We start from the raw sequence: 24,615 nt of genomic DNA on the forward strand, positions 1-24,615 counted from the left end.
TCGAAAAGAGGTATCAATAAAACTTATTAAGAAGTAAATCAAAAAGCCTCTGTAAAGTTAAAATAGAAGCCACTTGAACCTTTTCCAATACCATAATCGAGTCGTAAATTCATGCGGGGCTGTACCTCAAAACGAAAACCAACTCCGAAATTGGGAAGCCAATGGGTAAATTCAGAAGGATCGGCACCGATCGAACCGGCTGCAAGCCAGCCTACAGCTCCATACTTAGAAGGTTTATTTTCTTTATTGTAAAAGGTGTGCCGGTATTCAGCAATCCCTAACAACATCGTCTTATCGCGATACTGTCCCCACAGATAACCACGAAGATCAAAGGGAGTACCCAATTGCGACATTTCACCATAAGGAACACTCCCTACAGCAAATCGGCCTTTCACCTGCAAGGCCAGTGTATGAGCCATTTTTACGATCGGATAATATTTTCTCAGATCAAAAGAATACAGCTGGTACGAATTATCTCCTCCTAAATAACCACCATAAAACGCTGCCTGGGCTTCAAAAAAAATGCCTTTCCAGGCGTTTACAGCAATATCTCTGGTATCATGCTGAAAAATAAAACCCATACCTGTATTAAATGGCCTATCATTATACTGTTGGTAAACCGGATCAGCCGCAACGCCTTTGCTTGGTTCCTCCCCTTTTGTATAATTAATATCCATTGTTGGGCCTACGAAAAATGATTTTTTAAACTGCCACAAAAACCGCGGATTAAGCTGAAACCATTTACGGGTGTATTTAGTGGTAGAGTCAGTTTTGGGTGTATGTTTACCATTATCATAGCCAATGCCAAAATAATTGTCCTCCATGTCTTTAAACCATAAATCGGTGTATAGTCGATATTTATCGTGCTTAAAGAAAAGAGCAGTGCGTGTAGAGAGAAAAAATGATCCGGTTGAACCAACTCCTATGTTAAAAGGAGCCGAAGAACGCTGCAAGGTGGTATCTTGTTTATCAAACCGCCATGAAGTAAGAATTCCACCGGCAATGGTAAAGCCAAGTTCAGGTGTATAGGCCGGCCCTGCCAAAGGAGTGATCATAAACTTACCTTCACGCTCCTTTTGTTTCTTTTTTTGTTGTCGCTGTTCTTTTTTGGATAAAGGCTTTTCCTGTGCAAAAGAAATGGTGGCCGAAGAGGATAGTAATAATGATATAATGAGGAGAAGTGAAAACTTAGACATAGGGAATTCTGAGCGTTTAAATAATATCTATTTAATTTAACTCAAAATATATGATTTACCAATAGGTAATAAGAGAAGGTGATGAATGCTAAATTAAAAAATTGTTTTATTGTTAAACAATAAAACAATTTTTCAATTAGTTGATTATTCCCCCGGACAAACTTTTAAACTTTCTTTTAGTTCAGCGCCGCCATTGCCTGTAAATACATACGAAGCCCTTAACTGGCCTTTAATCGCTGTTCCTTTAGCATTAAGATTTATCATTGTTCCTTTATGAACATTAACCGACTGACTAAAGCTTGTATTTGGATTATTTACGGTTACAGCTCCATCAGCGCCAGTGTAGGAAATCGAAGAAATACTGGAATTATCACCGCTAGCAGTTACCGTATAAGTAACAGTTCCTTCGCTGTTGGTAATATATGATTCGGCACTAATATCACAGGTTTGAGTATCAGCTTCCTCATTTTTACTACAAGAGTTGATAGTTACACTTAAAATAAGTGCAGTTAAGGTAATGTAAAGGGATTTTTTCATTATCAATGGGTTTTATTTAATATGCAACCCTGCAAAAATGCAAATAATATGCCTTAGAGAGAACGAAGCATAACAAGATTATTCCAAATTAAAACTAAACTCCTTTATTTCACCGAAATAGCTCAATCTTCTGATTTAAAATTTCATTAAATTTAGTCATCAACCAATTAATTTATACATAACATGATTGTAGTAAGAAATATTTTTCAGCTTAAGTTTGGCAAAGCCAAAGAAGCGAAAGAGCTATGGAAAGAAGGAAGAATGATCAATTCTTCGGCTCAGAAACAACCTTATCGTCTTTTATTTGATGCCGTTGGCGATTCGTATACTATGGTTTTTGAAATTACCTATGATAGCCTTTCGCAGTTTGAAAGCTCAATGCAAAACGACATGGGAACCCTCGAATGGAAGAACTGGTATGCTAAATTTGTTCCTTTATGCCGAAGTGGAAAACGTGAGATTTTCACCATTCATGAAGAGAATAAGTAATCAAGGCTCCGGTAAAATCCGGAGCCTTGATCTATAATGAAGTTTCTTTATGCTCCGTAATAGAAAGTGCTTTTGGAAAGTTTTTTTCTATTAACAGATGAATAATTCCGTCTACTAAACCCACTTTTGGAACATACATTTGCTTAATTCCGGCCCAGCGCATAAGAGTTAAATATATCTCTGAAGCAGGAATAATTACGTCGGCGCGATCTTCTTTTAATCCCAGAACATTTATACGATCCTTAAGTGAAAATGAATTCAGATAATCGTACATCGCCTTTAATTTGGTAAAAGTTAAAGGTGTTCCCATTTTTTCTCCTGATATCTTAAATATCTTGTTGATGTTTCCACCTGTACCAATACCGAAAATGGTTTTATAGTTTTTAGTATTCTCCTTTATCCAGTTTTTCAGATCTCTCCAGGTTTCGTCTGAATCCTGATTATCGAGCATGCGGATAGTTCCAATATTAAACGAGTTCGAATCAATTAATATCCCGTTTGAAAACACCGAGACTTCAGTACTGCCTCCACCTACATCAATATATAAATAGGTCCTTCTCGAATCGAGATATTTTTCAATATGGCTCGAATAGATGATAGTGGCCTCCCGTTTTCCGTCAACAATTTGTAGATGAATATTGGCCTCATTTGCCATTTTTTCTACAATATAGTCCCCGTTCCGCGCCTCCCGCATGGCTGAAGTTGCACAGGCCATGTAATCCTGTACTTTGTAAACATCCATCAGGTTCCTAAAAGCCGACATTGACTTTAACAAATCATTTACTTTACGTTCAGAAATCTGCTTATCTAAAAAAGCATCGTCTCCTAAACGCAAAGGCACACGAATAAGCGTGTTCTTTTTAAAACTAATTTCGTCATTGATCTCTACAATGTCGGCAATTAGTAGCCTAACGGCATTTGATCCAATGTCAATGGCAGCGTATTTCAAGATATTTATAGTTTAGAGGTTAATTTGTTTGGTCTTTTTTAGTCTGCTTTTTAAAAAGTTGTAGGTGTTAATCTGAGCTCTCACGTTCAACTCGTTCTCGTCCTGCTTCTCTTTATAAGTATTGCGTTGTTCCTTATCAATTATCCGAGCCTTGGTATTATCGCTAAGTTGAATGTTGATGATTGATTTGATGATGGCCTTGCTCTCTTTATCTATAATCGGAAAAGCCACTTCCACCCTATTATCTAAATTGCGGTTCATCAAATCAGCCGACGAAAGGTAAATCTGTTCCTTACCATTATTTGCAAAGATAAATACTCTGGCATGTTCAAGAAATCGGTCAACAATGCTAATTATCTCAATGTTTTCACTTAAACCCTTTACTCCCGGTATCAGGCAGCAAATACCTCTTACAATAAGCTTGATGTTTACCCCTGCCTTACTTGCTTCATATAATTTGTAAACCATCCGCTCATCGTTCAAACTGTTCATCTTCAGAATCATGTAGCTTTTCAATCCTTTTTTGGCGTTGACAATTTCCCGGTCGATCATACGGGTAATCTTTTTGCGCATCTCTAGCGGCGCAACCAGCAAGCATTTGTATGTTGATATCAGTAATCCTTTTTCGAGATCATTAAACAGGTTATCCATGTCTTTGGTAATGGTCGGATCGGCAGTAAAATAACTGTGATCAGCATAGATGTTTGCCGTTTTCTCGTTGAAGTTTCCGGTGGCAAGATTACCATAGTGCACCAGTTTGTTATTTTCTTTGCGGGTAATCAAGCATATTTTAGAGTGAACTTTTAGCTGCGAAATCCCAAACAACACCTTTATACCCTCTTCTTCCAATTTTTGTGTCCAGTATATATTGTTTTCTTCATCAAAACGGGCCTTTAATTCAAGTAAAACTAAAACCTGTTTACCATTTTTGGCGGCGTTTATCAGTGCATTAATGATCCTTGAATTCTGAGCTAACCTGTATAAAGTTATTTTAATTGAAACCACCTTAGGGTCAATTGCCGCCTCCCTTAAAAAATGAATAACGTAATCGAAACTTTGGTATGGAAGGCTTACCAAAAGATTTCTCTTCGATATTTCATTTAATATGCTTTCGCCCATTTTAACTTCACGAATAGGCAAAGGCGCCAAACGAGGGTACTCCAACTCTTTGCGCCCTACATTTGGTAATGACATGAAATCTTTGAAGTTATGGTAATGCCCTCCTGGAATCAAATTCGTGGGTTTTAGTCCAATTCGGCGAACCATGTAAGCCAATAATTCATCAGGCATATCTGCATCATAAATAAAACGGACTGGATTTCCTTTTTTACGAAGCTTTATATTTTTAGAAATATTGTCAACAATACTTAAAGTCATGTCGTTCTCCAAGTCCATTTCCGCATCACGCGTAAGCTTAATGCAATAGGCCCGAAAATCATCGTATTTAAAGATGGAAAACAACTCATCCAAACAATATCGAATGACATCATCTAACAAGATTACATACTTTAAATTATTGGTTTCGGGCAGAATTAAAAAGCGGGAATGAGTATCAGTTGGAATTTCAATTAAAGCACGTTTAGGTTTGCTGTTTCCACTTGATTTAGATAATTGAACCAGTAAATAAATAGACTCATCCTTTAATTCAGGGAACTCAGCCAAACCATCCAGCATAATTGGAACCAGTGTGGAGAGAAGCTTTTCACGGAAATAGGTTCGCACAAATTGGCCTCTTGAAACATTCAACTGTAAATCGTTAATAATGAATATTTTTTCTTCGGCAAGTTGAGGCAAAATGATATTATTATAAATATCCTCAAATCGCACCTGCTGCTTTTTCACTATTTCCTGAATTTCGGCTAAAATACGTGAAGGATTAAAACCCATATTAAAGCGAGTTGCATTTTTAATTTTGGTTAAACGGGTAACCGTTGCTACTCTTACTCTAAAAAACTCGTCCAAATTAGAAGAAAAAATAGCCAAAAATTTAATGCGTTCAATAAGAGGAACAGTCGGGTCGCAGGCTTCTTGTAATACGCGGTCGTTAAAAGCCAACCAACTTATCTCCCTATTTATCAATGGCAGTTTCTTTCTTGTCATATGCTAATTCTACGCACAAAAGGCAGTTCTCATGGAGATAAACGATAGTTCTTATTAAAAATAAAAATAGTCCCATTGAAATAAACAGGACTATTTTTTGAATTAAATTATTGTTAAATAATTATTAACGACGTCAATAAGCTTATTTACATAACATTACGAGTGTCCCAGCTCCTCATCACTGTCAGTATTAACCGATTTTGGTTTTCTTACCGTTTTAGTACCTTTTTTTTCTGATGCTTTTGAATTGCTTTTAGCTGTTCGTGAAACTGTTCCCGTAACTTTAAGCTGTTTAACAGGTGGAATTGTTGCACTGGTGATCAAGGGTTTTTCAGGCGGCTTTTTAGAGCCATCACCTTCAACCTTAGCCACCACTTTTTTAACACGTTCAACCACCTTGGTAGCTCTGGTTTTTGAAACCTTTGGAGTAAGTGCTGCTTTTGGAGCGGGTTTAGCAGAAACCTTCTTCTTCAATTCCTTATCTACCTCTTTGCTTGCTTTCAAAATCCGTCGCGCCAGCTTTTTACTGGCATCCTGAATAGTTTTAATCACATTTTTCGAATCGCCGTGCTCAATGTCTTTTAAGGCTTCTTTAATTTTTAACGCTATATTTGTTTCAAGTATTTTTTTTGAAGTTTTTTTAGCGTCTTTATTCGATGGAGTCATAGTTTATAAATGTGAAGCTAAATGGTACTTCTTAAAGTTATTTACAATTACTTAGTATTCAAATAATTTTATATTAAATAATTTTTATTAAAAGCTTAAGCCTATGCCTTCTTTTGATATAGTAAGTAAAGTTGATGGACAAACTTTAGATAATGCCATTAATAATGCAAAAAAAGAAATTATCAACCGTTACGATTTTCACGATTCCAAAACAGAGATAGACCTGGATAAGAAAACCAATACCATTAAAATTCTTACTGAAAACGATATGCGAATGAAAGCCATTCAGGATGTAATAATTGGCCGAATGGTAAAACAACATCTTGACTCCAGTTGCCTTGATTTTGGTGATGATCATTACGCCTCTGGAAATATGCTGAGAAAAGACATAAAAGTAAAGGAAGGTATTGATAAAGAACTCGCGAAGAAAATCATTAAATCCATTAAAGACAGTGGCCTTAAGGTTCAGGCATCCATTATGGATGAGCAGGTACGTGTTCAGGGTAAAAAAATCGATGATTTACAGGCTGTTATTTCATTAGTGCGTGGAGCTAATTTCGATCAGCCACTACAGTATATAAACATGAGGGCATAATGCCTTCATGTTTTTCACTCCTAAAGTATAATTTATATCCTCCTCTTTTCGTTTCCCTCTCCTTTCAACAGGATAAAATTAATTTTCTGGCTTAGCACTAGAGGAGATGGAAAGATTTTATCTACAGATGTATAATGAAAGAGGCGACCCTGGGCCGCCTCTTACCAAACTAACTAACACTGCTCTACAACTACCAGCTAGTTATGAAACTTTAATTTGTTTCGCTTTTAGCTGAGCCTCAGCTTTTTTGGGAATACTTAAACTCAAGACTCCATCATTATATTCAGCCCCAATATTTTCACGATCAACGGTTTCAGGTAAGTTAAATGAACGTTTAAACGAAGAAAAACTGAACTCTCTACGGTGGTAGTTTTTACCTTCCTCTTTTTTTTGTTCACTTTCCTTTTGAACCGAAACGGTTAACGTATCTTTATCCAGATCAATTGTAAAATCTTCTTTTTTTAAACCGGGAGCTGCTAATTCAATTGTAAACCCGGTTTCATTCTCCATTACATTTACAGCAGGCGATTTTAAACCGAATTCACCTAAACTCCCCCCTTTAAATAAATCATCAAAGAATCCATTAAAAACTGGCACAAATGGATTTACTCTTTCATAACCTACCGCTGGGTAATTTCTTTTAATAAGTGTCATTTTATATCCTCCTAATTTTTGTTTTAAATTTTGTATTAAGGATATATCAAGAGCTATACCAGCACAACTTTAAAGAAACAAAAAAGACAAATTGACACATAAGTCTGAAAAATACATGTCAATTTGTCCTTAAATAAGTAAATGGTTATATCTTCTCTGCTATCCCATAAGCTATATATCGCCAACTGGGAGGGCATATTTTGTTCAATAGGGCTTCATCAAGCTTATGGAGCATTTTCTTCTGATCATCACTGCGACCTAATAAACTGGTTACTCCAGTGGTTTGCAAATCAATATTGGAGTAATCTTTAAGAAAGTGAGGAATTTCACTTAGAGCAACATACCTCCAGGCATTTCTCCATTTATTATTGTTTTTTCTCAAGGTTTGATGAAAAACTGAAGCTTTTAGATTTTCGGCAAATAAAAGCTTTCCGCCTGGTTTTAAGGCTTTATTTATTTCATCAAACACCTTGAATTGTATTTTCAGATTATCATTCAATCCAACACCTCCAATAATTGATTTAAAAGCAATTATATCGAAATGGTTTTCATAGGGGATCTTGGCTGCATCAATATCTTGATATTCTATCAATGAATGAAGTCCGTATTTAGCATGAAGCTTCTCTGCCTTATACCTTACATCCTTTAAATCTGAACAAATAGTTTTTTTTCCTTTTAATGCCAGCCAAAGAGACAACCCTCCTTCCCTGCCTCCTAACTCTAAACAGTTTTCTACCTTCTCCCAATTAATATTTTCATCCCAATAAGGTAAAATTTTTGACCAGGAATGAACATCCCACTGAATAATGTCTTGAATAAGTTCTTTTTTCATTTTTTGCTTTTTTTAATTACAGCCAATTATACTCCCTGAAAAAAAATGTTTTAAAAGGTAAACAATTGAGCGAATGATAGTTGTTTAGAGTAAATAAAGGACTCTATACTAAATCTAATAATTTTTTTCAAGTAAGCTCCAAATAAATTTTCACGAACAAAAAAAATTGTTCGGAATAAAAAGGCACTAAAAAAGACACTTAATGGTAAGTTTTATTAAGGTTTAAGCACAGGTAAAGGATTGAAAGGGTTCTTCAGTAGGTTTTGTATGAATGTCTTAAGAAGAATTTGATGAGCCTTATTTTTCTTCGATCAGTTCAATTTCACCGATCAATTTAACTTCATCGCTTACAACTACCCCGCCGGCTTCTGTTACACCATTCCATAATAAACCGAAAGATTTACGACTGATCACAGCAGTAGCTAAAAATCCCGCACGGGTATTTCCATCCTGGTCGGTAACTACTCCTCCAAATTCAACAGAAAATATTACCTCTTGGGTTATATCTCTAATGGTAAGTTCTCCTGTTAAACTGCCGTGGTTTTTACTTTTTTCATAGCTTATAGTAACAAATTTTATATCAGGAAATTGATCCGCATTGAAAAAATCGGGGGATTTAAGGTGGGTGTCCCGTTCGGAATTATGGGTATCAATTGAATTAACTTCGGCCCTAAAATCAATGTTTAAGGCTTTGTTAAAACTTTCGTTTTCGGTTTCAACATTCAACGAAAACCTGGTAAACCTGCCGGTAACTGTAGAAATCATCAGGTGTTTCACCCTAAACATAATCTGACTATGATCAGGGTCTATCTTCCATTTAAGTGTTGACATAACATAAAGGGTTAAAAACTTAATGGATGGCTCCTTTTGATGGAGAATTAGATTGATGGAAATGAAAGTAGCGAAAAATAACTCAATTCAATCATCACTGAAATCAATGAATTGTGCTTTTCTAATTTACACAAAAGAGCATAAAAAATAAAAGCTGTTTGTTCAACAGCTTCTTATTTTACATTTTCAACAGTTCCTGTTTTACTTTTAGCTTTGCCCATTGGAAGCATGTAACTTAATGTATAATTAAAATTAAACATGAAGTTCTTTTTAAAACCTAAACCCGGTATATAAAGATTTTCATACCCATCAGTGGTGGCTTTATTAACAATGGGAAACCCACCTCTGATCGACCAGCCGGTGAAAAAATTCTTCAGCAATTCAACCTTAATACCTAACAACAACTCGAGACTGTAAACAGTTGAGTTATCAGTAAAAGAACCGCTCACATCTCCCGGCCAATCCTTTTGGTTAATGGTATAATTATAAACATCAGTATTTAATACGCTGATCACAGCCCTGGCACCTGCGTAAACCGAGTTGTTACTTGCTTTTTGAAACTTGATCAGGTTTCGGTTAGCGCCAAGCTTTAAATATCCCCCTTTAGTATTATAAGAAATATAACTGTTTTCCTGCGAGGCATCGGCGTAGCCTGCTTCCACTGCTGCATACCAATTGTTATTGAATCGAAAGTCGGCCACTACTTCAAAAACCTTTTCATCCTTATTAAAGGCATACCTGATCGGATAACTGATATCTATTCCCAAGGTAAGAGCCTTAGGCAATAAGTAACTTACTGTATCTTTTTTAATCCTCACTGAACTTGTATCCTGAGCCCAACCCCTGGTTGAATGCATCAGGCAAAAACTACTTAAAATAAATCCTAAGAGCAGTTTGGCCTTCATTCGTAATGTCTTTTTGCAATGTTTCAAGAGAATCAAATCGGTTTTCTGTTGCTTCAAACGTAGTATTTAAAAAATCGAACTTAAAGCCACACTCATGTGATACAAATTGTGACTTCCGTTCGTAAGTAAATTTCAATTCATCTTTGGTCATCTCCCTAACTCCTGACTTCGGATTTAATTTATAAATCGTAAAAACATAGGTACAGTTGTCTGTCATGATGTTAGGAGGCAATAAAACCCTTTGAAGATTACGTTCCGGTTTAACCACAATTGAATCGGTACCAACTCCTTGAACCGTTAACGTATCGGGTAAAGTGTATTTAAATACATCATGCTTGCCCGTTTTTTTATTGATCGTATCTTTATAGAACTCTACCGCTACAGAAGGACTTGGCGTTGAATCGGAGCAAATTTTATCACTTGAACACGATAATATACCAACAGCTGCTAATGTGAAGATGAGCTTTATCAAAAACTTCATTCAAATTGAGTTTATAGGCCAAACATAGGAAAATTAAGATAGATAGCTAAGCTTATAGCGAAAAAAAGCCTTCCGGTTATCGGAAGGCTTTATATTAATTTTAAACTTGAATTACTTCACAGCGTCAACAACTGCTTTAAAAGCTTCAGGATTATTCATTGCTAAGTCAGCTAAAACTTTACGGTTTAGACCAACATTTTTAGAGTGAACTTTACCCATGAAGGCAGAATATGACAAGCCATGCTGACGAACACCAGCGTTGATACGCTGAATCCATAATGCACGGAATTCGCGTTTTTTAACTTTTCTGTCACGGTATGCATATTGCAAACCTTTTTCTACGGTGTTTTTAGCAACCGTAAATACTTTACTTCTTGAACCCCAGTAGCCCTTGGCTAATTTCAGGATCTTTTTTCTGCGACGGCGAGCCGCAACAACGTTAACCGATCTAGGCATTTTTTTACGTTTTTAGTAGTCAGCGTCCTTTTCAGGAACTTATGTCCCGATACTATCGGGTCGGGCTGAATCCTTGGTTAATAATTAATTAAATAATTCTCTTGGAGATTAAGTTTTGAACTTATTTACCAATACAAAGCATACGTTTAACGTTACCCATATCAGCATTAGCAACTAAAGCTGTATTAGTAAGGTTACGTTTTTGCTTAGTGGTTTTTTTAGTCAAAATGTGGCTTTTGAAAGCACATTTTCTCTTAATCTTACCGGTTCCAGTTAAGCTAAAACGTTTTTTAGCGCTGGAGTTGGTTTTCAACTTAGGCATTACTCGTCTTTATTTATTAGTTTAAAATTATTTCTTATTCTTTGGAGCAACGATCAAGAACATACGTTTACCCTCAAGCTTAGGTAATTGTTCTACTTTTCCTACTTCTTCCAAAGCTTGCGCAAATTTTAACAAAAGAATTTCACCTTGTTCTTTATACACAATAGCGCGGCCTTTGAAGTGAACGTATGAACGTACCTTTTCTCCGGCTTCCAAAAACTTGATGGCATGCTTAAGCTTAAACTCAAAATCGTGATCATCAGTATTAGGTCCGAAACGAATCTCTTTGATAATCGTTTTTTGAGCGTTGGCTTTAATTTCCTTTTGCTTTTTCTTTTGCTCGTAGATGAATTTATTATAATCAACTACTCTACAAACAGGTGGCTCAGCATTAGGCGAAATTTCAACCAAATCCAAACCTAATTCCTCAGCAACTTCCAAAGCTTTCGCCAATGGAAACACACCCTGTTCAACATTCTCGCCCACTAAGCGAACGGTGTCAACACCGCGTATAAATTCGTTGATTCTGTGTTCTGCCTGTCTTTTGGTCGGCATAGGCCGCGGTCCACGTGGACCTCTGCCAAAACTTTGCTGTGCTATAGTAACCTCCTGATTAAATTGCTGTTTCTTTTTTTATGATCTCAATAAACTGGTCAATGGATAAAGAACCTAAATCACCTGCTCCGTGTTTACGAACGGAAACGGTGTTTTCTTCTTGTTCTTTTTCACCAACGATCAGCATAAAAGGAATCTTTTTAATTTCGGCATCACGAATCTTTTTGCCGATCTTTTCATCCCTATTATCTATCAAGCCGCGAATATCGGAAATATTTAACTCTTCTGAAAGTTTTTTTGCATAATCAGCATATTTTTCACTGATAGGCAAGATGATGTATTGCTCGGGCGTTAACCATAATGGGAAGTTTCCTGCACAATGTTCAATCAATACCGCAACAAAACGTTCCATCGATCCAAAAGGTGCTCGGTGAATCATAACCGGGCGGTGTTTTTGGTTATCACTTCCGGTATATTCAAGCTGAAAACGCTCAGGCAAGTTATAATCTACCTGAATGGTACCCAACTGCCATTTACGTCCCAAGGCATCTTTCACCATAAAATCAAGCTTAGGCCCATAAAAAGCTGCCTCACCTAATTCAACAACGGTTTTCAAGCCTTTTTCTGCTGCAGCTTCAATAATGGCAGCTTCGGCTTTCTGCCAATTTTCGTCAGAGCCAATATATTTATCCTTATTCTCCGGATCTCTTAAAGAAACCTGTGCAGTGTATTCTTCAAAACCTAAAGCATTGAATACATGCAGTACCAGGTCTATAACTTTTTCAAACTCTTCCTTAACCTGATCCGGACGGCAGAATAAATGCGCATCATCCTGAGTAAATCCACGAACACGGGTTAAACCATGTAACTCTCCACTTTGTTCATAACGATAAACAGTACCAAATTCAGCATAACGAACTGGCAGATCTTTATATGAACGAGGCTTTGATCTATAAATCTCGCAATGGTGCGGACAGTTCATTGGCTTTAACAAGAACTCTTCATCTTCATTTGGAGTACGAATAGGCTGGAATGAATCCTTACCATATTTTTCATAGTGTCCTGAAGTGATATACAGCTCTTTTTGAGCAATATGAGGAGTGATTACCTGCTCATAACCTGCTTTAACTTGTGCTTTTGATAAAAATTGCACCAAACGCTCACGTAATGCAGCTCCTTTAGGTAACCATAACGGCAAGCCAGCTCCCACTTTTTCAGAAAAAGTAAACAACTCAAGCTCTTTGCCTAATTTACGATGGTCGCGTTTTTTTGCTTCTTCAAGCAATGTTAAGTAATCAGAAAGCTCACTTGCTTTGGGAAAGGTAACTGCGTAAATACGTGTTAACTGTTTGTTTTTCTCATCCCCTCGCCAATAAGCACCGGCAACACTCATCAATTTAGCCGCCTTAACAAAACCGGTATTCGGAATGTGCGGACCTCGGCATAAGTCGGTAAAATTACCTTGCTCATAAAAGGTAATGCTGCCATCCTCCAAACCATCGATCAATTCTAATTTGTATTGATCTCCCTTTTCCGTAAAATAGTTTATTGCATCAGCTTTTGAAACATCTGACCGTTTAAACTCTTCTTTGGTTTTAGCCAATTCGATCATCTTTTTTTCAACTTTTTCAAAGTCATCAGATGAGAATTGATGGTCACCAAAATCGATATCGTAGTAAAAACCAGTTTCAATGGCAGGGCCAATACCTAATTTAATACCCGGATACAAAGCTTCCAAAGCCTCGGCCATTAAGTGTGCTGATGAATGCCAAAAGGTTGATTTACCTCCCTGATCATTCCATGTTAATAATTTAATGGCTGAATCGTTATTAATTGGGCGTGTAGCATCCCATATTTCACCATTAATTTCGGCGGCCAAAACGTTACGGGCTAATCCTTCACTAATGGATTGTGCTACCTGTAAGCCTGTTGTGCCTTTTTCATACTCGCGGACTGAACCGTCGGGAAGTGTAATTTTAATCATAGATCTTTCTTATTTACCTACAAACGTAATTTTTGAAGAATCGCAAATTTAGTTTTTCAAAAGTGTATACCGAAACGATTTGGCAACATAATCACTAAAACAATTTTACTTTTTTGGCAAAGGATTTGTAAATGAGCAAGGAATTACGCTCTTAACTGAACATTAATGTATTTAGCATTAGTGCATAATCTACTGTACGCCTAAGTTATGAGCCAATTAACTTTTCCTCTTTTTGAGAACGATATTTCATCTCAATCAAAACCAAAGTTATTAAGCAACTCACAAAAAGAAGTGCTGGATCAGATTCCATTTGCAATATTCGATTTAGATCAGGAAGGGATGTGTCATTATGCAAATAGTGAGTGTGAGCGCCTTATAGGCTTCCCGCGTTATCTTTTATTGCAGGAAAAATGGAAAGATTTTATCCACCCGGAAGATAATGAAACAGTACTTGCCGCTCTTGCTGAAAATGTCAAAAGAAAAAGCGATTACACGATTACTTACCGAATCCTGCATCCTTCAGGAGTCTTAAAACACATCCATGTAGTAATGCGCCTTGTTCCTGAATCTGTACCAGGAATAGTCCACTTTTTAGGAACAGCTATAGATATTACTGAACAAAAACTGAGCGAAGAGAAAATTAAGCGTAATGATGCTCAGCTACAAGCACTAATCAGATCATTAAACGACATTGTTTTTGAGATCAATGAAAACCTGGAGTATGAAAATGTCTGGGTAAATGACGAATCTATCTTATTTACTTCTAAAGACCAGATCTTACATAAAAAAATAAGCGCAGCCATCCCAAGTGAATTTGGTAAAAGAATGGAATCATTAGCGCAGCATGTATTAGATACCGGAGAGACTATCAATTGTGAATATCCTGGTGTGCTAAATAATACAAATGTTTGGTATAACGCTAAAATATCGCTGATCCATGATGATGTCCATTCGTCGAAACGTTTATTGATAACCATTCAGGATATAACGCTGCAAAAGAACTTCGAAAAAGAACTTATACGAGCCAAAGAAGCCGCGGAGCAAGCTGCTAAAGCCAAAGAAGAGTTTTTATCGGTTATGAGTCACGAAATTCGTACCCCTATTAACTCGGTTATTGGCATTGCCCATTTGTTACTGGATGAACAGTGTGATCCTGAACAACAAGAAACATTGACGATTTTAAAATCATCGGCCGAACATTTATTGGGCTTGGTAAATGAAATTCTTGATTTTAATAAGATTGAAACCGGAAAAATAGAGTTGGAAAAAGTAAGCTTCAATATAGCCGAATTCATCAGAAATACCTGCAAACCCTTTATTTTAAAAGCCAGAGAAAAGAATATTCAGTTTGAACTGGATCTTGATGAAAAGATTCCGGGAATTTTGGTTGGTGATCCTATCCGCCTTAATCAAATTCTGACCAATCTTTTAGGAAATGCCTTGAAGTTTACCCTCGAAGGTTTAGTGCATTTAAAGGTTCAGGTGATCTTTGAAACGGAAAATGATGTTGAACTGCGATTTGTGGTAAGTGATACGGGCATTGGTATTGCCGAAGATGATCTTGAACGGGTATTCGAAAGTTTTACACAAGCCGAATCATCGACAACACGTAAATATGGAGGTTCAGGACTGGGACTTGCCATTACCAAACGCCTTTTATTGCTTCATAACAGTCAAATAAAAGTGAATAGTACCCCTGGAAAAGGTTCAATATTTACTTTTGACGTACGTTTTCCTAAGTTATATTACGCCCTTTCAGAAGCGGAAGAAAGTAATAGAAAATCGGCTAAAACATATAGTTTACCCGGAATGAAGGTGCTATTAGTGGAGGACAACCGCATGAATGCCCTTGTAGGAAAACGTTTTTTGACCAAATGGAACATTGATGTTGAAGTTGCGGAAAATGGTCTTATTGCTGTTAATAAAAGTAAGCTGAAAGATTATGATATGATCATCATGGACCTTCAGATGCCTGAAATGGATGGTTACCAGGCCAGTATTGAAATCAGGAAGTTTAATAAGGTTATCCCGATCATTGCTTTTACGGCTGATGTAATGCCACACATAACCGAACGCATTGAAAAATGTGGTATGAATGATTATTTGGCTAAACCGTTTATGCCGGATATCCTTTATAATAAAATCTCTAAATATTATGTGAATTGTTAAAGGAATGATTAGAGCTATTTCTTCTGTTTATTTTCCAACCATTACCGACTAACAATTTTAATAAAAGTCAAAAATAAAGCTTACCGTTCCCACTTTACCCAAGCTTTGTGTTTACGACTGTGCATACTGTTGATCCATTTTTGGCCCCTGTAAGTAAGGTAAGCACAACCGCTTCCTAATAGAGCCCCTGCCACTACATCTGAAGGGTAATGAACACCTAAATAGCATCTGGAAACGCCTACTGCCGTGGCCCAGGTATAAGCTGGTGCAACCACATACCATTTTTTAAATTGAAGGCTTAAGGATGTGGCTGTTGAAAAAGCCTTGGATGTATGCCCTGATGGAAATGAGTATCCAATTGGATAATCTACAGGATGAATGGTGCTATAAGTTACAAAGGGCCGGTCGCGATGAACAGTTGCTTTAAGTGTGTGAGTAAGAATTGTTGTGGCAACTAATGATACTCCAATTTGCAACGATGCATCTTTTATCGATTTGTCTTTGGTTATAACCCCATCAATAAATAAACCTACCGGAATGGCAATGCAAATGGGCCCTGCAGTTTTAGAAATAAATGCGAAACCGTTTTCAAGACCAGGATTACGATGTTCCTGTAACTCAATCAGCGTTTCCACATCCAGATTTTGAGAATAGGAATTGAATCCGCTTAAAAGAAGAAACAGTGCCAATAAATACCTAAACATCAACTTGTTATATTTATAAAATTAAACAAAATTGCGTCCAAGAATATTATTTTGGCACTATTTAGTATGCAACTTATTTCAAATTGGCATCAAGGGAATATTTGCCAGGGCCGGTAAGAAACAAAGTAAAAAAGGCTGTCAAATACAATAGATCTAATTCTTTGCCTGCAAGCGGATCATTTTTATGAATCATAAAAAAAGCTACCGACATAACTACAATCAGGCAGAATAATGCTAATCGACTTGCCAAACCGATGACCAATAACAATGAACAGAAAACTTCAGCAAAAATATCAGCAATCAACGAGTATTTAGAGCCTATTCTTAGTACATCAGGGAAGGTTGACGCTTTTTGAGAGAAATGCATCAATTTAGGTAGTCCGTGTATTAAAAACATGGCGATCCCAAATCCGGCACGTAAAATAAAAAGCCCGAAATCGAGCGCAAATGGTTTTACTGAAAATAAAAATTTCTTCATTGGCTTGTTTAATTGTTAACGATTTAATGTGAATAGCTTACCATCCGCTCGATAAAACATCAGCAATGTGCATAGTTTTTATCGGCAAATTATTTTTATCAATATAGCCCTGCAAATGCATCAGGCACGATGTATCGGTAGAAATAATATAATTGGCTCCTGTTGCCAGGGCATTGTTTATCTTTTGTTCGGCCATGGCAGTTGAAATAGATTCAAATTTCACTGAAAAGGTACCTCCAAATCCGCAACAAACTTCCACATCGTTCATTTCAACTAATTCAAGCCCTTCAACATTTTCCAGTAAAACTCTTGGTTCTCTTTTGATCTTGCACTCACGCAAAGCACCACATGAATCGTGATAAACAGCTTTCCCTTCAAGTTTAGCTCCCACACTTTCCTTTTTCAAGACGTTGACAATAAAATCGGAAAGCTCATAAATTGAATTTTGAACTGCCCTACATTTATTATGCGCAATCGCATTGTTAAACAAATCGTTATAATAATTTTTAACCATTCCTACACATGAGCCTGAAGGCCCAACAATGTAGTCCTGTGCTGTAAAATCATCAAGAAATTTCATTCCTACCGTTTTTGCCTCATCCCAAAAACCAGAATTAAAAGCAGGCTGTCCACAACAGGTTTGATTTTCATTATAAGTAACCTTGCATCCAAGTTTTTCTAAAACTTTAATGGTATTAAATGCCGTTTCAGGGTGAATTTGATCAATAAAGCAAGGGATAAATAATTCAACTTTCATTTACTGAGTAATAAGATTAGATAGCGTTACGGATAAAAAAATTAAGCTTTTATTGTTTTAGTAATAGCTTGCAACGAAGGAACTTTTACCAAACGTATTAATAAGAACAAACCTAAGATAAATACCATGGTAAAAAATAATACCGAGCCGCGCATGCTGCCTGTAAGAACTTCAATATAACCGTATAAAAACGTTCCGATAACCAGTGATATTTTCTCGGTTACGTCATAAAAGCTGAAGTAAGAGGTCGTATCAACGGTTTCAGGCAACAGTTTGGAGTAAGTGGATCTTGACAAGGCCTGAATTCCACCCATTACCATTCCCACGAAAAAGGCCAGTAAAATGAACTGGCCGGCAGTTTGGATAAAATAAGCTGCAGATCCGATACCTATCCAAACCAATACGGCGATGATCAATGTTTGAATATTACCAATTAACGCTGAAAGTTTAGCAAACAGATATGCGCCTACAATGGCTACCAATTGAATAATAAAAATGGTCATGATCAACTGGGTATCCTGCATTTTCAATTCCTTGGTTCCAAACAGTGTGGCAACATACATAATGGTTTGAACGCACATATTGTAAAAGAAGAAGGCCAGCAAAAAGCGCTGTAAGCGAGGCAATCCCTTTAATTCGTTCCAAACTTTTTGCAGTTCCTTGTATCCGTTAAATAAAATACGGGCATTCAGCTTATTTTCTTTTGATGCTTTAGGCAGTCGCGCAAAGGTAATTTGAGCAAATCCGGCCCACCATAACCCTACAGCAAGAAAAGAAATTCGTGCAGGTAAATCGGTATTAGGCAAATGAAACACTTGCGGAAACTGGATCATCAGCAGATTTATTAATAAAAGTATTACGCTGCCAATATAACCATAGGCATATCCCTTAGCTGAAACCGAATCTTGCTCATTTGGTTGGGCAATCTCGGGTAAATAAGCATTGTAAAACACCAGGCTACCCGTGTAACCAATACAGGCCAATGCACTGCATATTATTCCCAGTTCTACGGTATTCTTATTAAAAAAGAATAAACCTATACAAGCCAGTGAGCCCATATAACAGAAAAACTTCATAAAAGCCATCTTTTTACCGCTATAATCGGCTATACCTGATAAAAGCGGACTGATTATGGCCACTACCAAAAAAGCAAATGAAATAGCATATGAATAAAGGGCTGTATTTACGAACTCTATTCCAAAGAATTTAACCTTATCGCTACCATTAGAAGAGGTAACAGCTGTATAGTAAACGGGGAAAACTGCAGAGGTAATGGTTAGTGAGTAAACCGAATTTGCCCAGTCGTACATAGCCCAGGCATTAATAGTTTTTTTGTTTGATTTAGTAAGCATAACGTTTGACTAAAGTAACAATATTTGGATTTATATCACCCAATGTTAGTTTTTTTAGCTACAGATTAATCTTTTCTGTTTGATTTTCAATAGAAGAAAATTTTAAAATACTGAGCAATAAAATCAAACCAATTAATAAGAAGGAGGCAAAAACCAATACCGAGGCCCTCATGCTATGGGTAAGCACTTCTAAATAGCCAAATAAAAACATTCCAAGGGCGATGCAAAAGCGTTCAATGAGGTCATAAAAAGTAAGAAAATCGTTACTTGCTGAATCCTGAGGAAGCAACTTTGTGAACGTAGTTCTCGAAAGGGCAAACACCCCTCCCAAGCCAAGCCCTAATCCAAAAGCAAGTACCATAAACTGAACCGGAGTATTTACAAAATAAGCGGAGGAATCAACCATGATCCAAATCAGAATGGCTAATGTCAGTGTTTGAAGGTCGCCTATTTTAGTTGCCAGCCGATTAGCCAGAAATGCACCCAACACGGCCACTACCTGAATAATAAAAATGGTTGGAATAAGCTCCTCATCCTTCATATGTACCTCTTTTATCACAAATAAGGTTGCAGCATACATTACGGTTTGTATACTCATTATGTAAAGAGCAAAGGCACAAATAAACCGCTTGGCATTAGGGTAACTACTAAGGTTTTTATAAGTTTTAATTTGATGATGATAACTTTCAATTATCGCTTTTACATTAATTTGTTCCTTTGCTTTTGATTTTGGAAGGAAATAAAAGGTCCATTGAGCAAAAGCTATCCACCATAAACCCACCAGTAAAAATGTTATACGCACAGCAATAGTATCCACTGATATGTAGAACCAATGAGGATTCAAAATCATTAGTATGGCGATAATCAATAGTAATGTGCTACCAATATAACCAAGTGTAAATCCTTTAATTGCGGCTGATTCCTGTTCATCGGGGTGTGCAATTTCCGGTAAAAATGCAAAATAGAAAATAAGGCTTCCGGCATAACCCAAACAAGCCACACTGCTGCAAATAATTGCCAATTCAATATTTGATCCGGTAAAGAAATATAAACCGGCACAGGCCGATGCTCCCAGGTAGCAAAACAGCTTAAAGAAAAATACCCGTTTAACAGCACAGTGGGTAAGTTTATTTAAAACCGGACTAAAAACTGCCAAAAGAAAAAAAGCTACTGCAATTGAATAGGCATATAGGGAAGTATTAACATATTCGGAACCAAAGAACACCACTTTGTCATCCTGTCCATGCGTAGTTAACTGTAGATAGTAAATAGGAAAAATTGCCGAAATAATGAGCAAGGTATACACCGAACTTGCCCAATCATACATGGCCCAGGCAAAAATTGTTTTATTGTTTGATTTTAATGACATAGCTATCGCCGAATGTAATAATGTTTCAACATATATTTACCATCCGGTAATTAATTCTGAAAACTTAACTTTGGCTTCGTTTGTTAATAAAAAGTACTTTTAATAAAACATGAATACTACATTAACAACGTAGATAATTAATTCTAAATCAATTTAAAAATTTAAAATAAGTTTTAACTTTGCGCCGCCTAAAACTAAGCGCTCTCAGTTAAATTGTTAGATCCGAACAGAACGGCATCATGCATGTAAAATTTATTTCGGTGGAAGATACTTTTAATCTTCGCCAGCAGATTTTGAAACCCGGTTGTGCTATTACCTCTTGTTATTTTCCAAAGGATAATGAGCCGGAAACATTTCATTTAGCAGTGATTGATAACGAGGAGATCGTTAGTGTAGGTTCATTTAACCGCTCGAGTCTTCCTTTTTTCGCTAATACCTCGCAGTATCATTTAAAAGGTATGGCCACGTCCTTGTCATACAGAGGAAAAAATGCCGGCAGCACTTTGGTGAAATTCGCTATGGATTATCTAAAACAAAAAGAGGTGAATTTACTATGGTGCAATGCTCGGGTAACAGCGGTTGGTTTTTACCAAAAGCTTGGTTTTACCAGCATTGGCGACACATTCGAAGTAGAGGGTATTGGTCTTCATCAAACTATGTATATCAATTTGAATTAATTTTACTTTTTTCTATAAGCACAAAAAGCAAATACTCCATCGGTATTTGCTTTTTTTATGTTTTCTGCTTATCATAAAAAAGCCTTCCTGTTTGCACAGGAAGGCTTAAACACAAAAAATCAAAGATTTTATTAGTCAGCCATTGCTACTTCAACAGCTTTTGTTTTAGTTTTTTTGGTGATTTTGGCTTTAGCACTGTAAACCAGGTAATACATTACCGGAACCAGGATCAACGTTAAGAACGTTGCAAAGGCTAATCCGAAAATCATTGTCCATGACAACGGTCCCCAGAATGCAACGCTATCACCTCCGAAGAAAATATGAGGATTCAGTTCGGTGAATAAAGTCACAAAGTCAATATTCAAACCTACCGCTAATGGAATCAGACCTAGCATGGTAGCCGAGGCGGTAAGAATTACCGGAGTCATACGGGTTCTTCCAGCTTCAATAATTGCCTCTTTAAGTTCCATACCTTGCTCTAGCAACAGGTCTGTAAACTCAACCAGCAAAATACCGTTACGAACCACAATACCCGCCAGCGCCACAATACCAATACCTGTCATAACAATAGAGATATCCATTTTAAAGATCGAAAAGCCTAATAATACCCCTGTTATACTGAAGATGATCTCCGAAAGGATAATGATCGGTTTACCTACCGAGTTGAACTGAGTTACCAAAATAAGGAAGATCAACCCTAAAGAAACCATCATTGCCGTAGCTAAGAATGCACCGGTTTCGGCCTGATCTTCTTGCTCACCAGTCATTTTAATAGTTATCCCTTCAGGTGCATTAAAATCGGCAATGGCACTTTGGATCTCTCCTACTACTTCATTTCCGTTATAGCCACCAAGAACGTTTGAAGAAAGCGTAATTAAACGTTTCTGATCTTTACGCTTAATACCAGCGTACGATGTTGAATAATGAATATCAGCTACTGATGATAAAGGAATTTGACGAATAGCACCTCCCATATTCATATCACGGTAAGTGATCTTCATGTTCATCAGTGAGTTGATGTTATTACGCTGATCTTCTTTTACACGAACATAAATAGGGTAATCATCCTTATCATCTCTGAATTTTGAAATCTCATAACCAAAAATGGCCGTGCGCAACTCCATACCGATTTGTCCGGTAGTTATACCTTCTCTTCCTGCACGTTCACGATTAATGTCCACAACAATTTCAGGCTTATTACTTTCAAAATCGGACTTTAACTCTTCCACTCCACCAATTTGTTTTTGGTCGAGGTATTTTTTCAAATTATTAGCCCCTAGTGTTAACTGGTCAAAATCATCACCAGAAATTTCGATATTAATTGGTTTACCTGTAGGCGGACCGTTTTGTTCCTGATCAACCGAAATCTCAGCACCTGGAATACCTTTTACGGCATTACGGATCTTATTTAAGTAATCACTCGTTGATTCACCATTACGTTTGGCAAATTCAACAAAGGCTACTCCTACTTTACCTAAATGCGGTTGGGCGTTATTTCCAGACATCTGGTCTTCGCTGGCACCTACGGCCACATTCGAGATCACTGATTCAACAATTGGATCCATCTTGCCACCTTTATCCAACACTTTGAAAATCCGTTTCTCAACTACCTGGGTAATTGAATCGGTATATTTTTGATCGGTGCCAATTGGTAAACGTATATACGTATAGATAAAGTTAGGTTCGCTCTGCGGAAAGAAAACCACTTTAGGCTGTCTGATTCCAAAGAAAACAAAGGAGAATACCAAAAGGCCTAAAGTGCTTAAGAGTAATAAAGCAGGTCTTCTCTTTCCTAAAGCCCATGTTACCAATTCTTTATACCTATCCTGAACTGCGGGCCAATGTTTTTCCTGAAAATTGCGAATAACTCCGGTAAGTACGAATCGGTTTAATGAATACAAACCGAACATGGTAAGTATAAAGTTACCCATGCCGATAGTTCCACTTAGGTAAAATAACACTGCCAAACCAACCATTACCAAGGCTGTAACTTTATACCCTTTAGTAATTTGTTTTGATTTGACATGGTCATCATCATGATGTGGCTTCATGAAATCAACAGCGAAAACCGGGTTAATAATATAGGCAACCACCAACGAAGCCAGCAAGGTTACAATAAGTGTAATTGGCAGATAGAACATGAATTTACCAATTACGCCTTGCCAAAAAGCCAATGGAATAAATGGTGCCAGTGTGGTTAATGTACCTGACAATACGGGAAGGAAAACCTCACCGGTAGCCGTTTTTGCGGCCTGCTTTATCGGTATACGACCATTATCAAAAATACGGTGAGTATTTTCAATTACTACGATCGCGTCATCCACCACAATTCCCAATGCTAACAAGAACGAGAACAATACGATCATGTTTAGGGTGAAACCAAGCCAAGGCATCACCAAAAAGGCAATGAACATTGACAAAGGAACAGACATCGCAACGAAAATAGCATTCGTTGTTCCCATGAAGAACATCAGAATAATGGTTACCAAAATGAAACCGATAATAATGGTGTTGATCAGGTCATGCAAGGTCACACGGGTTTGATCAGACTGATCACCGGTAATAACCACTTTTAAACCATCAGGAAACTTGGTTTTCTGCATCTCCTTTACAATATCATTGATTTTGTCAGAAGCATTGATCAGGTTTTCGCCGCTGCGCTTAATTACGTTCAGGGTAATTACATTTTGTCCATCCAAACGAGCGTAGCTTTCTTTTTCTTTAAAACTGTCCTTAACTTCGGAAATGTCTTTCAGAAACACTGTAGCACCTGAAGCCCCACGAATAATTATGTCTCCAATGGTTGCGGCATCTTTAAACTGACCATTAACACTTAAGGTTCGTTTAATACCATCCATTGCCATTAAACCACCTGTAATGTTAGCATTCTCTCTTCCAACTGCCATTTCAATATCGTTGAATGAAATGTTTGCAGCCATCATTTTATACATGTCGACATTGATTTGGAATTCTCTGTCAAGAGCTCCAACCAAATCAACACGAGTGATCTCTTTTAAACTTTCAATCCGATCTTGTAAGTCTTCTGCATATCTTTTCAACGTTACCAGATCATAATCACCTGATAAGTTTACATTCATAATTGGAACCTCCGAAACATCGATACGGATCACCTGAGGCTGAAACGTTAAGTCTGATGGAAGGTCATCTTTGGCCTTATCCACTGCATCTTTTACCTTTTGTTGGGCCACATCCACATCCACATCGGTATTAAACTCAACAATTACATTCGAAAAATCCTGAACCGAATTACTGGTTACTTTTTTTACACCGGAGATCGATTTTACCTGCTTCTCAATTTGCTTGGTTACCAAGTTCTCCATATTGGTAGGAGAAACGCCCTGGTAAATAGTAGCAATGTACATTTGCGGAAATACAACTTCCGGAAACTGCTCTTTTGGCAATTTTATATATGATAAAATACCGGCCAGCGTAATGATAACGGTAAGTACATAAATACTTGTTTTGTTATCAATTGCCCAACTGGAAGGCTTAAATTCTTTTGAAACGTCTTTCATCTTTTTAGCTATTATAATGTT

Annotated in this window: 24 protein-coding genes; 4 read left to right on the forward strand and 20 right to left on the reverse strand. The window is 37.0% G+C overall.

The genetic code is table 11. The annotated features are described in order from the left end of the window. Positions 1–38: 38 nt before the first annotated feature. The gene (locus tag C3K47_RS11430; RefSeq protein ID WP_103789269.1) at positions 39–1,196 is read right to left on the reverse strand and encodes a BamA/TamA family outer membrane protein; all 1,158 of its coding nucleotides are present in this window, start codon (positions 1,194–1,196) and stop codon (positions 39–41) included. 144 nt (positions 1,197–1,340) lie between these two features. Then, complete coding sequence (locus C3K47_RS11435) at positions 1,341–1,733, reverse strand: hypothetical protein (RefSeq protein WP_103789270.1); 393 nt, start codon at positions 1,731–1,733, stop codon at positions 1,341–1,343. A 183-nt stretch (positions 1,734–1,916) separates the two neighbouring features. Here C3K47_RS11435 and C3K47_RS11440 point away from each other — a divergent pair, with 183 nt between their 5' ends. Continuing rightward, positions 1,917–2,222 (forward strand): hypothetical protein, encoded by a 306-nt coding sequence (locus C3K47_RS11440; protein WP_103789271.1) that lies wholly within the window; start codon positions 1,917–1,919, stop codon positions 2,220–2,222. 31 nt (positions 2,223–2,253) lie between these two features. On the opposite strand, the gene C3K47_RS11445 is transcribed toward C3K47_RS11440, so the two are convergent. From C3K47_RS11445 to C3K47_RS11455, 3 genes are all read right to left on the reverse strand, one after another. Beyond that, positions 2,254–3,171, reverse strand: a complete 918-nt coding sequence (locus C3K47_RS11445) for a Ppx/GppA phosphatase family protein (RefSeq protein ID WP_103789272.1) — start codon at positions 3,169–3,171, stop codon at positions 2,254–2,256. Between the two features lie 12 nt (positions 3,172–3,183). Next, complete coding sequence (ppk1, locus tag C3K47_RS11450; protein ID WP_103789273.1) at positions 3,184–5,271, reverse strand: polyphosphate kinase 1; 2,088 nt, start codon at positions 5,269–5,271, stop codon at positions 3,184–3,186. A 156-nt stretch (positions 5,272–5,427) separates the two neighbouring features. Beyond that, positions 5,428–5,937, reverse strand: coding sequence for a hypothetical protein (locus C3K47_RS11455; RefSeq protein ID WP_103789274.1), 510 nt, complete (start codon positions 5,935–5,937; stop codon positions 5,428–5,430). 103 nt (positions 5,938–6,040) lie between these two features. Between C3K47_RS11455 and C3K47_RS11460 the strand changes: the two genes are divergently transcribed. Then, positions 6,041–6,532, forward strand: a complete 492-nt coding sequence (locus tag C3K47_RS11460) for a YajQ family cyclic di-GMP-binding protein (protein WP_103789275.1) — start codon at positions 6,041–6,043, stop codon at positions 6,530–6,532. Between the two features lie 201 nt (positions 6,533–6,733). Here the strand turns inward: C3K47_RS11460 and C3K47_RS11465 are convergent, their stop codons facing one another. The 9 genes from C3K47_RS11465 to thrS all read right to left on the reverse strand — a co-directional run bounded on the left by C3K47_RS11465 (position 6,734) and on the right by thrS (position 13,552). Then, positions 6,734–7,186 carry an Hsp20/alpha crystallin family protein gene (locus C3K47_RS11465; RefSeq protein ID WP_103789276.1) on the reverse strand — a complete coding sequence of 151 codons (453 nt, stop codon included), beginning with the start codon at positions 7,184–7,186 and terminating at the stop codon, positions 6,734–6,736. Between the two features lie 145 nt (positions 7,187–7,331). Beyond that, positions 7,332–8,018 carry a class I SAM-dependent methyltransferase gene (locus tag C3K47_RS11470; protein ID WP_103789277.1) on the reverse strand — a complete coding sequence of 229 codons (687 nt, stop codon included), beginning with the start codon at positions 8,016–8,018 and terminating at the stop codon, positions 7,332–7,334. A gap of 297 nt (positions 8,019–8,315) precedes the next feature. After that, complete coding sequence (locus C3K47_RS11475) at positions 8,316–8,849, reverse strand: YceI family protein (RefSeq protein ID WP_103789278.1); 534 nt, start codon at positions 8,847–8,849, stop codon at positions 8,316–8,318. Positions 8,850–9,022: 173 nt separating this feature from the next. Continuing rightward, positions 9,023–9,754, reverse strand: coding sequence for a DUF6048 family protein (locus C3K47_RS11480; protein ID WP_103789279.1), 732 nt, complete (start codon positions 9,752–9,754; stop codon positions 9,023–9,025). Next, positions 9,717–10,235: a DUF6452 family protein gene (locus C3K47_RS11485; protein ID WP_103789280.1), complete on the reverse strand. Its 519-nt coding sequence runs from the start codon at positions 10,233–10,235 to the stop codon at positions 9,717–9,719. The genes C3K47_RS11480 and C3K47_RS11485 overlap by 38 nt, the downstream gene beginning before the upstream one ends. A gap of 111 nt (positions 10,236–10,346) precedes the next feature. Then, entirely contained in the window at positions 10,347–10,691 is a 345-nt protein-coding gene (gene rplT, locus C3K47_RS11490) for a 50S ribosomal protein L20 (protein WP_103789281.1), read from the reverse strand. Positions 10,692–10,812: 121 nt separating this feature from the next. After that, positions 10,813–11,013, reverse strand: a complete 201-nt coding sequence (gene rpmI, locus C3K47_RS11495) for a 50S ribosomal protein L35 (RefSeq protein WP_103789282.1) — start codon at positions 11,011–11,013, stop codon at positions 10,813–10,815. A 27-nt stretch (positions 11,014–11,040) separates the two neighbouring features. Continuing rightward, a complete protein-coding gene (gene infC, locus C3K47_RS11500; protein WP_103789283.1) occupies positions 11,041–11,568 on the reverse strand; it encodes a translation initiation factor IF-3 in 528 nt (175 codons plus the stop codon). A gap of 58 nt (positions 11,569–11,626) precedes the next feature. Then, on the reverse strand, positions 11,627–13,552 hold the full coding sequence (thrS, locus tag C3K47_RS11505; protein ID WP_103789284.1) for a threonine--tRNA ligase: 1,926 nt from the start codon (positions 13,550–13,552) through the stop codon (positions 11,627–11,629). Positions 13,553–13,759: 207 nt separating this feature from the next. On the opposite strand from thrS, the gene C3K47_RS11510 reads away from it, so the two are divergent. After that, the gene (locus tag C3K47_RS11510; protein WP_103789285.1) at positions 13,760–15,721 is read left to right on the forward strand and encodes a PAS domain-containing hybrid sensor histidine kinase/response regulator; all 1,962 of its coding nucleotides are present in this window, start codon (positions 13,760–13,762) and stop codon (positions 15,719–15,721) included. A gap of 80 nt (positions 15,722–15,801) precedes the next feature. Here C3K47_RS11510 and C3K47_RS11515 read toward each other — a convergent pair whose 3' ends face one another. From C3K47_RS11515 to C3K47_RS11535, 5 genes are all read right to left on the reverse strand, one after another. After that, a complete protein-coding gene (locus C3K47_RS11515; protein WP_103789286.1) occupies positions 15,802–16,425 on the reverse strand; it encodes a phosphatase PAP2 family protein in 624 nt (207 codons plus the stop codon). A 73-nt stretch (positions 16,426–16,498) separates the two neighbouring features. Beyond that, entirely contained in the window at positions 16,499–16,903 is a 405-nt protein-coding gene (locus C3K47_RS11520; RefSeq protein WP_103789287.1) for a DoxX family protein, read from the reverse strand. 37 nt (positions 16,904–16,940) lie between these two features. Beyond that, positions 16,941–17,660 carry a (Fe-S)-binding protein gene (locus C3K47_RS11525; protein WP_103789288.1) on the reverse strand — a complete coding sequence of 240 codons (720 nt, stop codon included), beginning with the start codon at positions 17,658–17,660 and terminating at the stop codon, positions 16,941–16,943. A gap of 41 nt (positions 17,661–17,701) precedes the next feature. Beyond that, the gene (locus C3K47_RS11530; protein ID WP_103789289.1) at positions 17,702–19,012 is read right to left on the reverse strand and encodes an MFS transporter; all 1,311 of its coding nucleotides are present in this window, start codon (positions 19,010–19,012) and stop codon (positions 17,702–17,704) included. Positions 19,013–19,070: 58 nt separating this feature from the next. Beyond that, positions 19,071–20,381, reverse strand: coding sequence for an MFS transporter (locus C3K47_RS11535; protein WP_103789290.1), 1,311 nt, complete (start codon positions 20,379–20,381; stop codon positions 19,071–19,073). 239 nt (positions 20,382–20,620) lie between these two features. Between C3K47_RS11535 and C3K47_RS11540 the strand changes: the two genes are divergently transcribed. After that, positions 20,621–21,058 carry a GNAT family N-acetyltransferase gene (locus C3K47_RS11540; protein ID WP_103789291.1) on the forward strand — a complete coding sequence of 146 codons (438 nt, stop codon included), beginning with the start codon at positions 20,621–20,623 and terminating at the stop codon, positions 21,056–21,058. Between the two features lie 131 nt (positions 21,059–21,189). Here C3K47_RS11540 and C3K47_RS11545 read toward each other — a convergent pair whose 3' ends face one another. Next, positions 21,190–24,594, reverse strand: coding sequence for an efflux RND transporter permease subunit (locus tag C3K47_RS11545; RefSeq protein WP_103789292.1), 3,405 nt, complete (start codon positions 24,592–24,594; stop codon positions 21,190–21,192). Between the last annotated feature and the right edge of the window lie 21 nt (positions 24,595–24,615).

It is taken from the genome of Solitalea longa, assembly GCF_002920915.1.
In the GTDB taxonomy this organism is placed as follows: Bacteria; Bacteroidota; Bacteroidia; order Sphingobacteriales; family Sphingobacteriaceae; genus Solitalea; species Solitalea longa.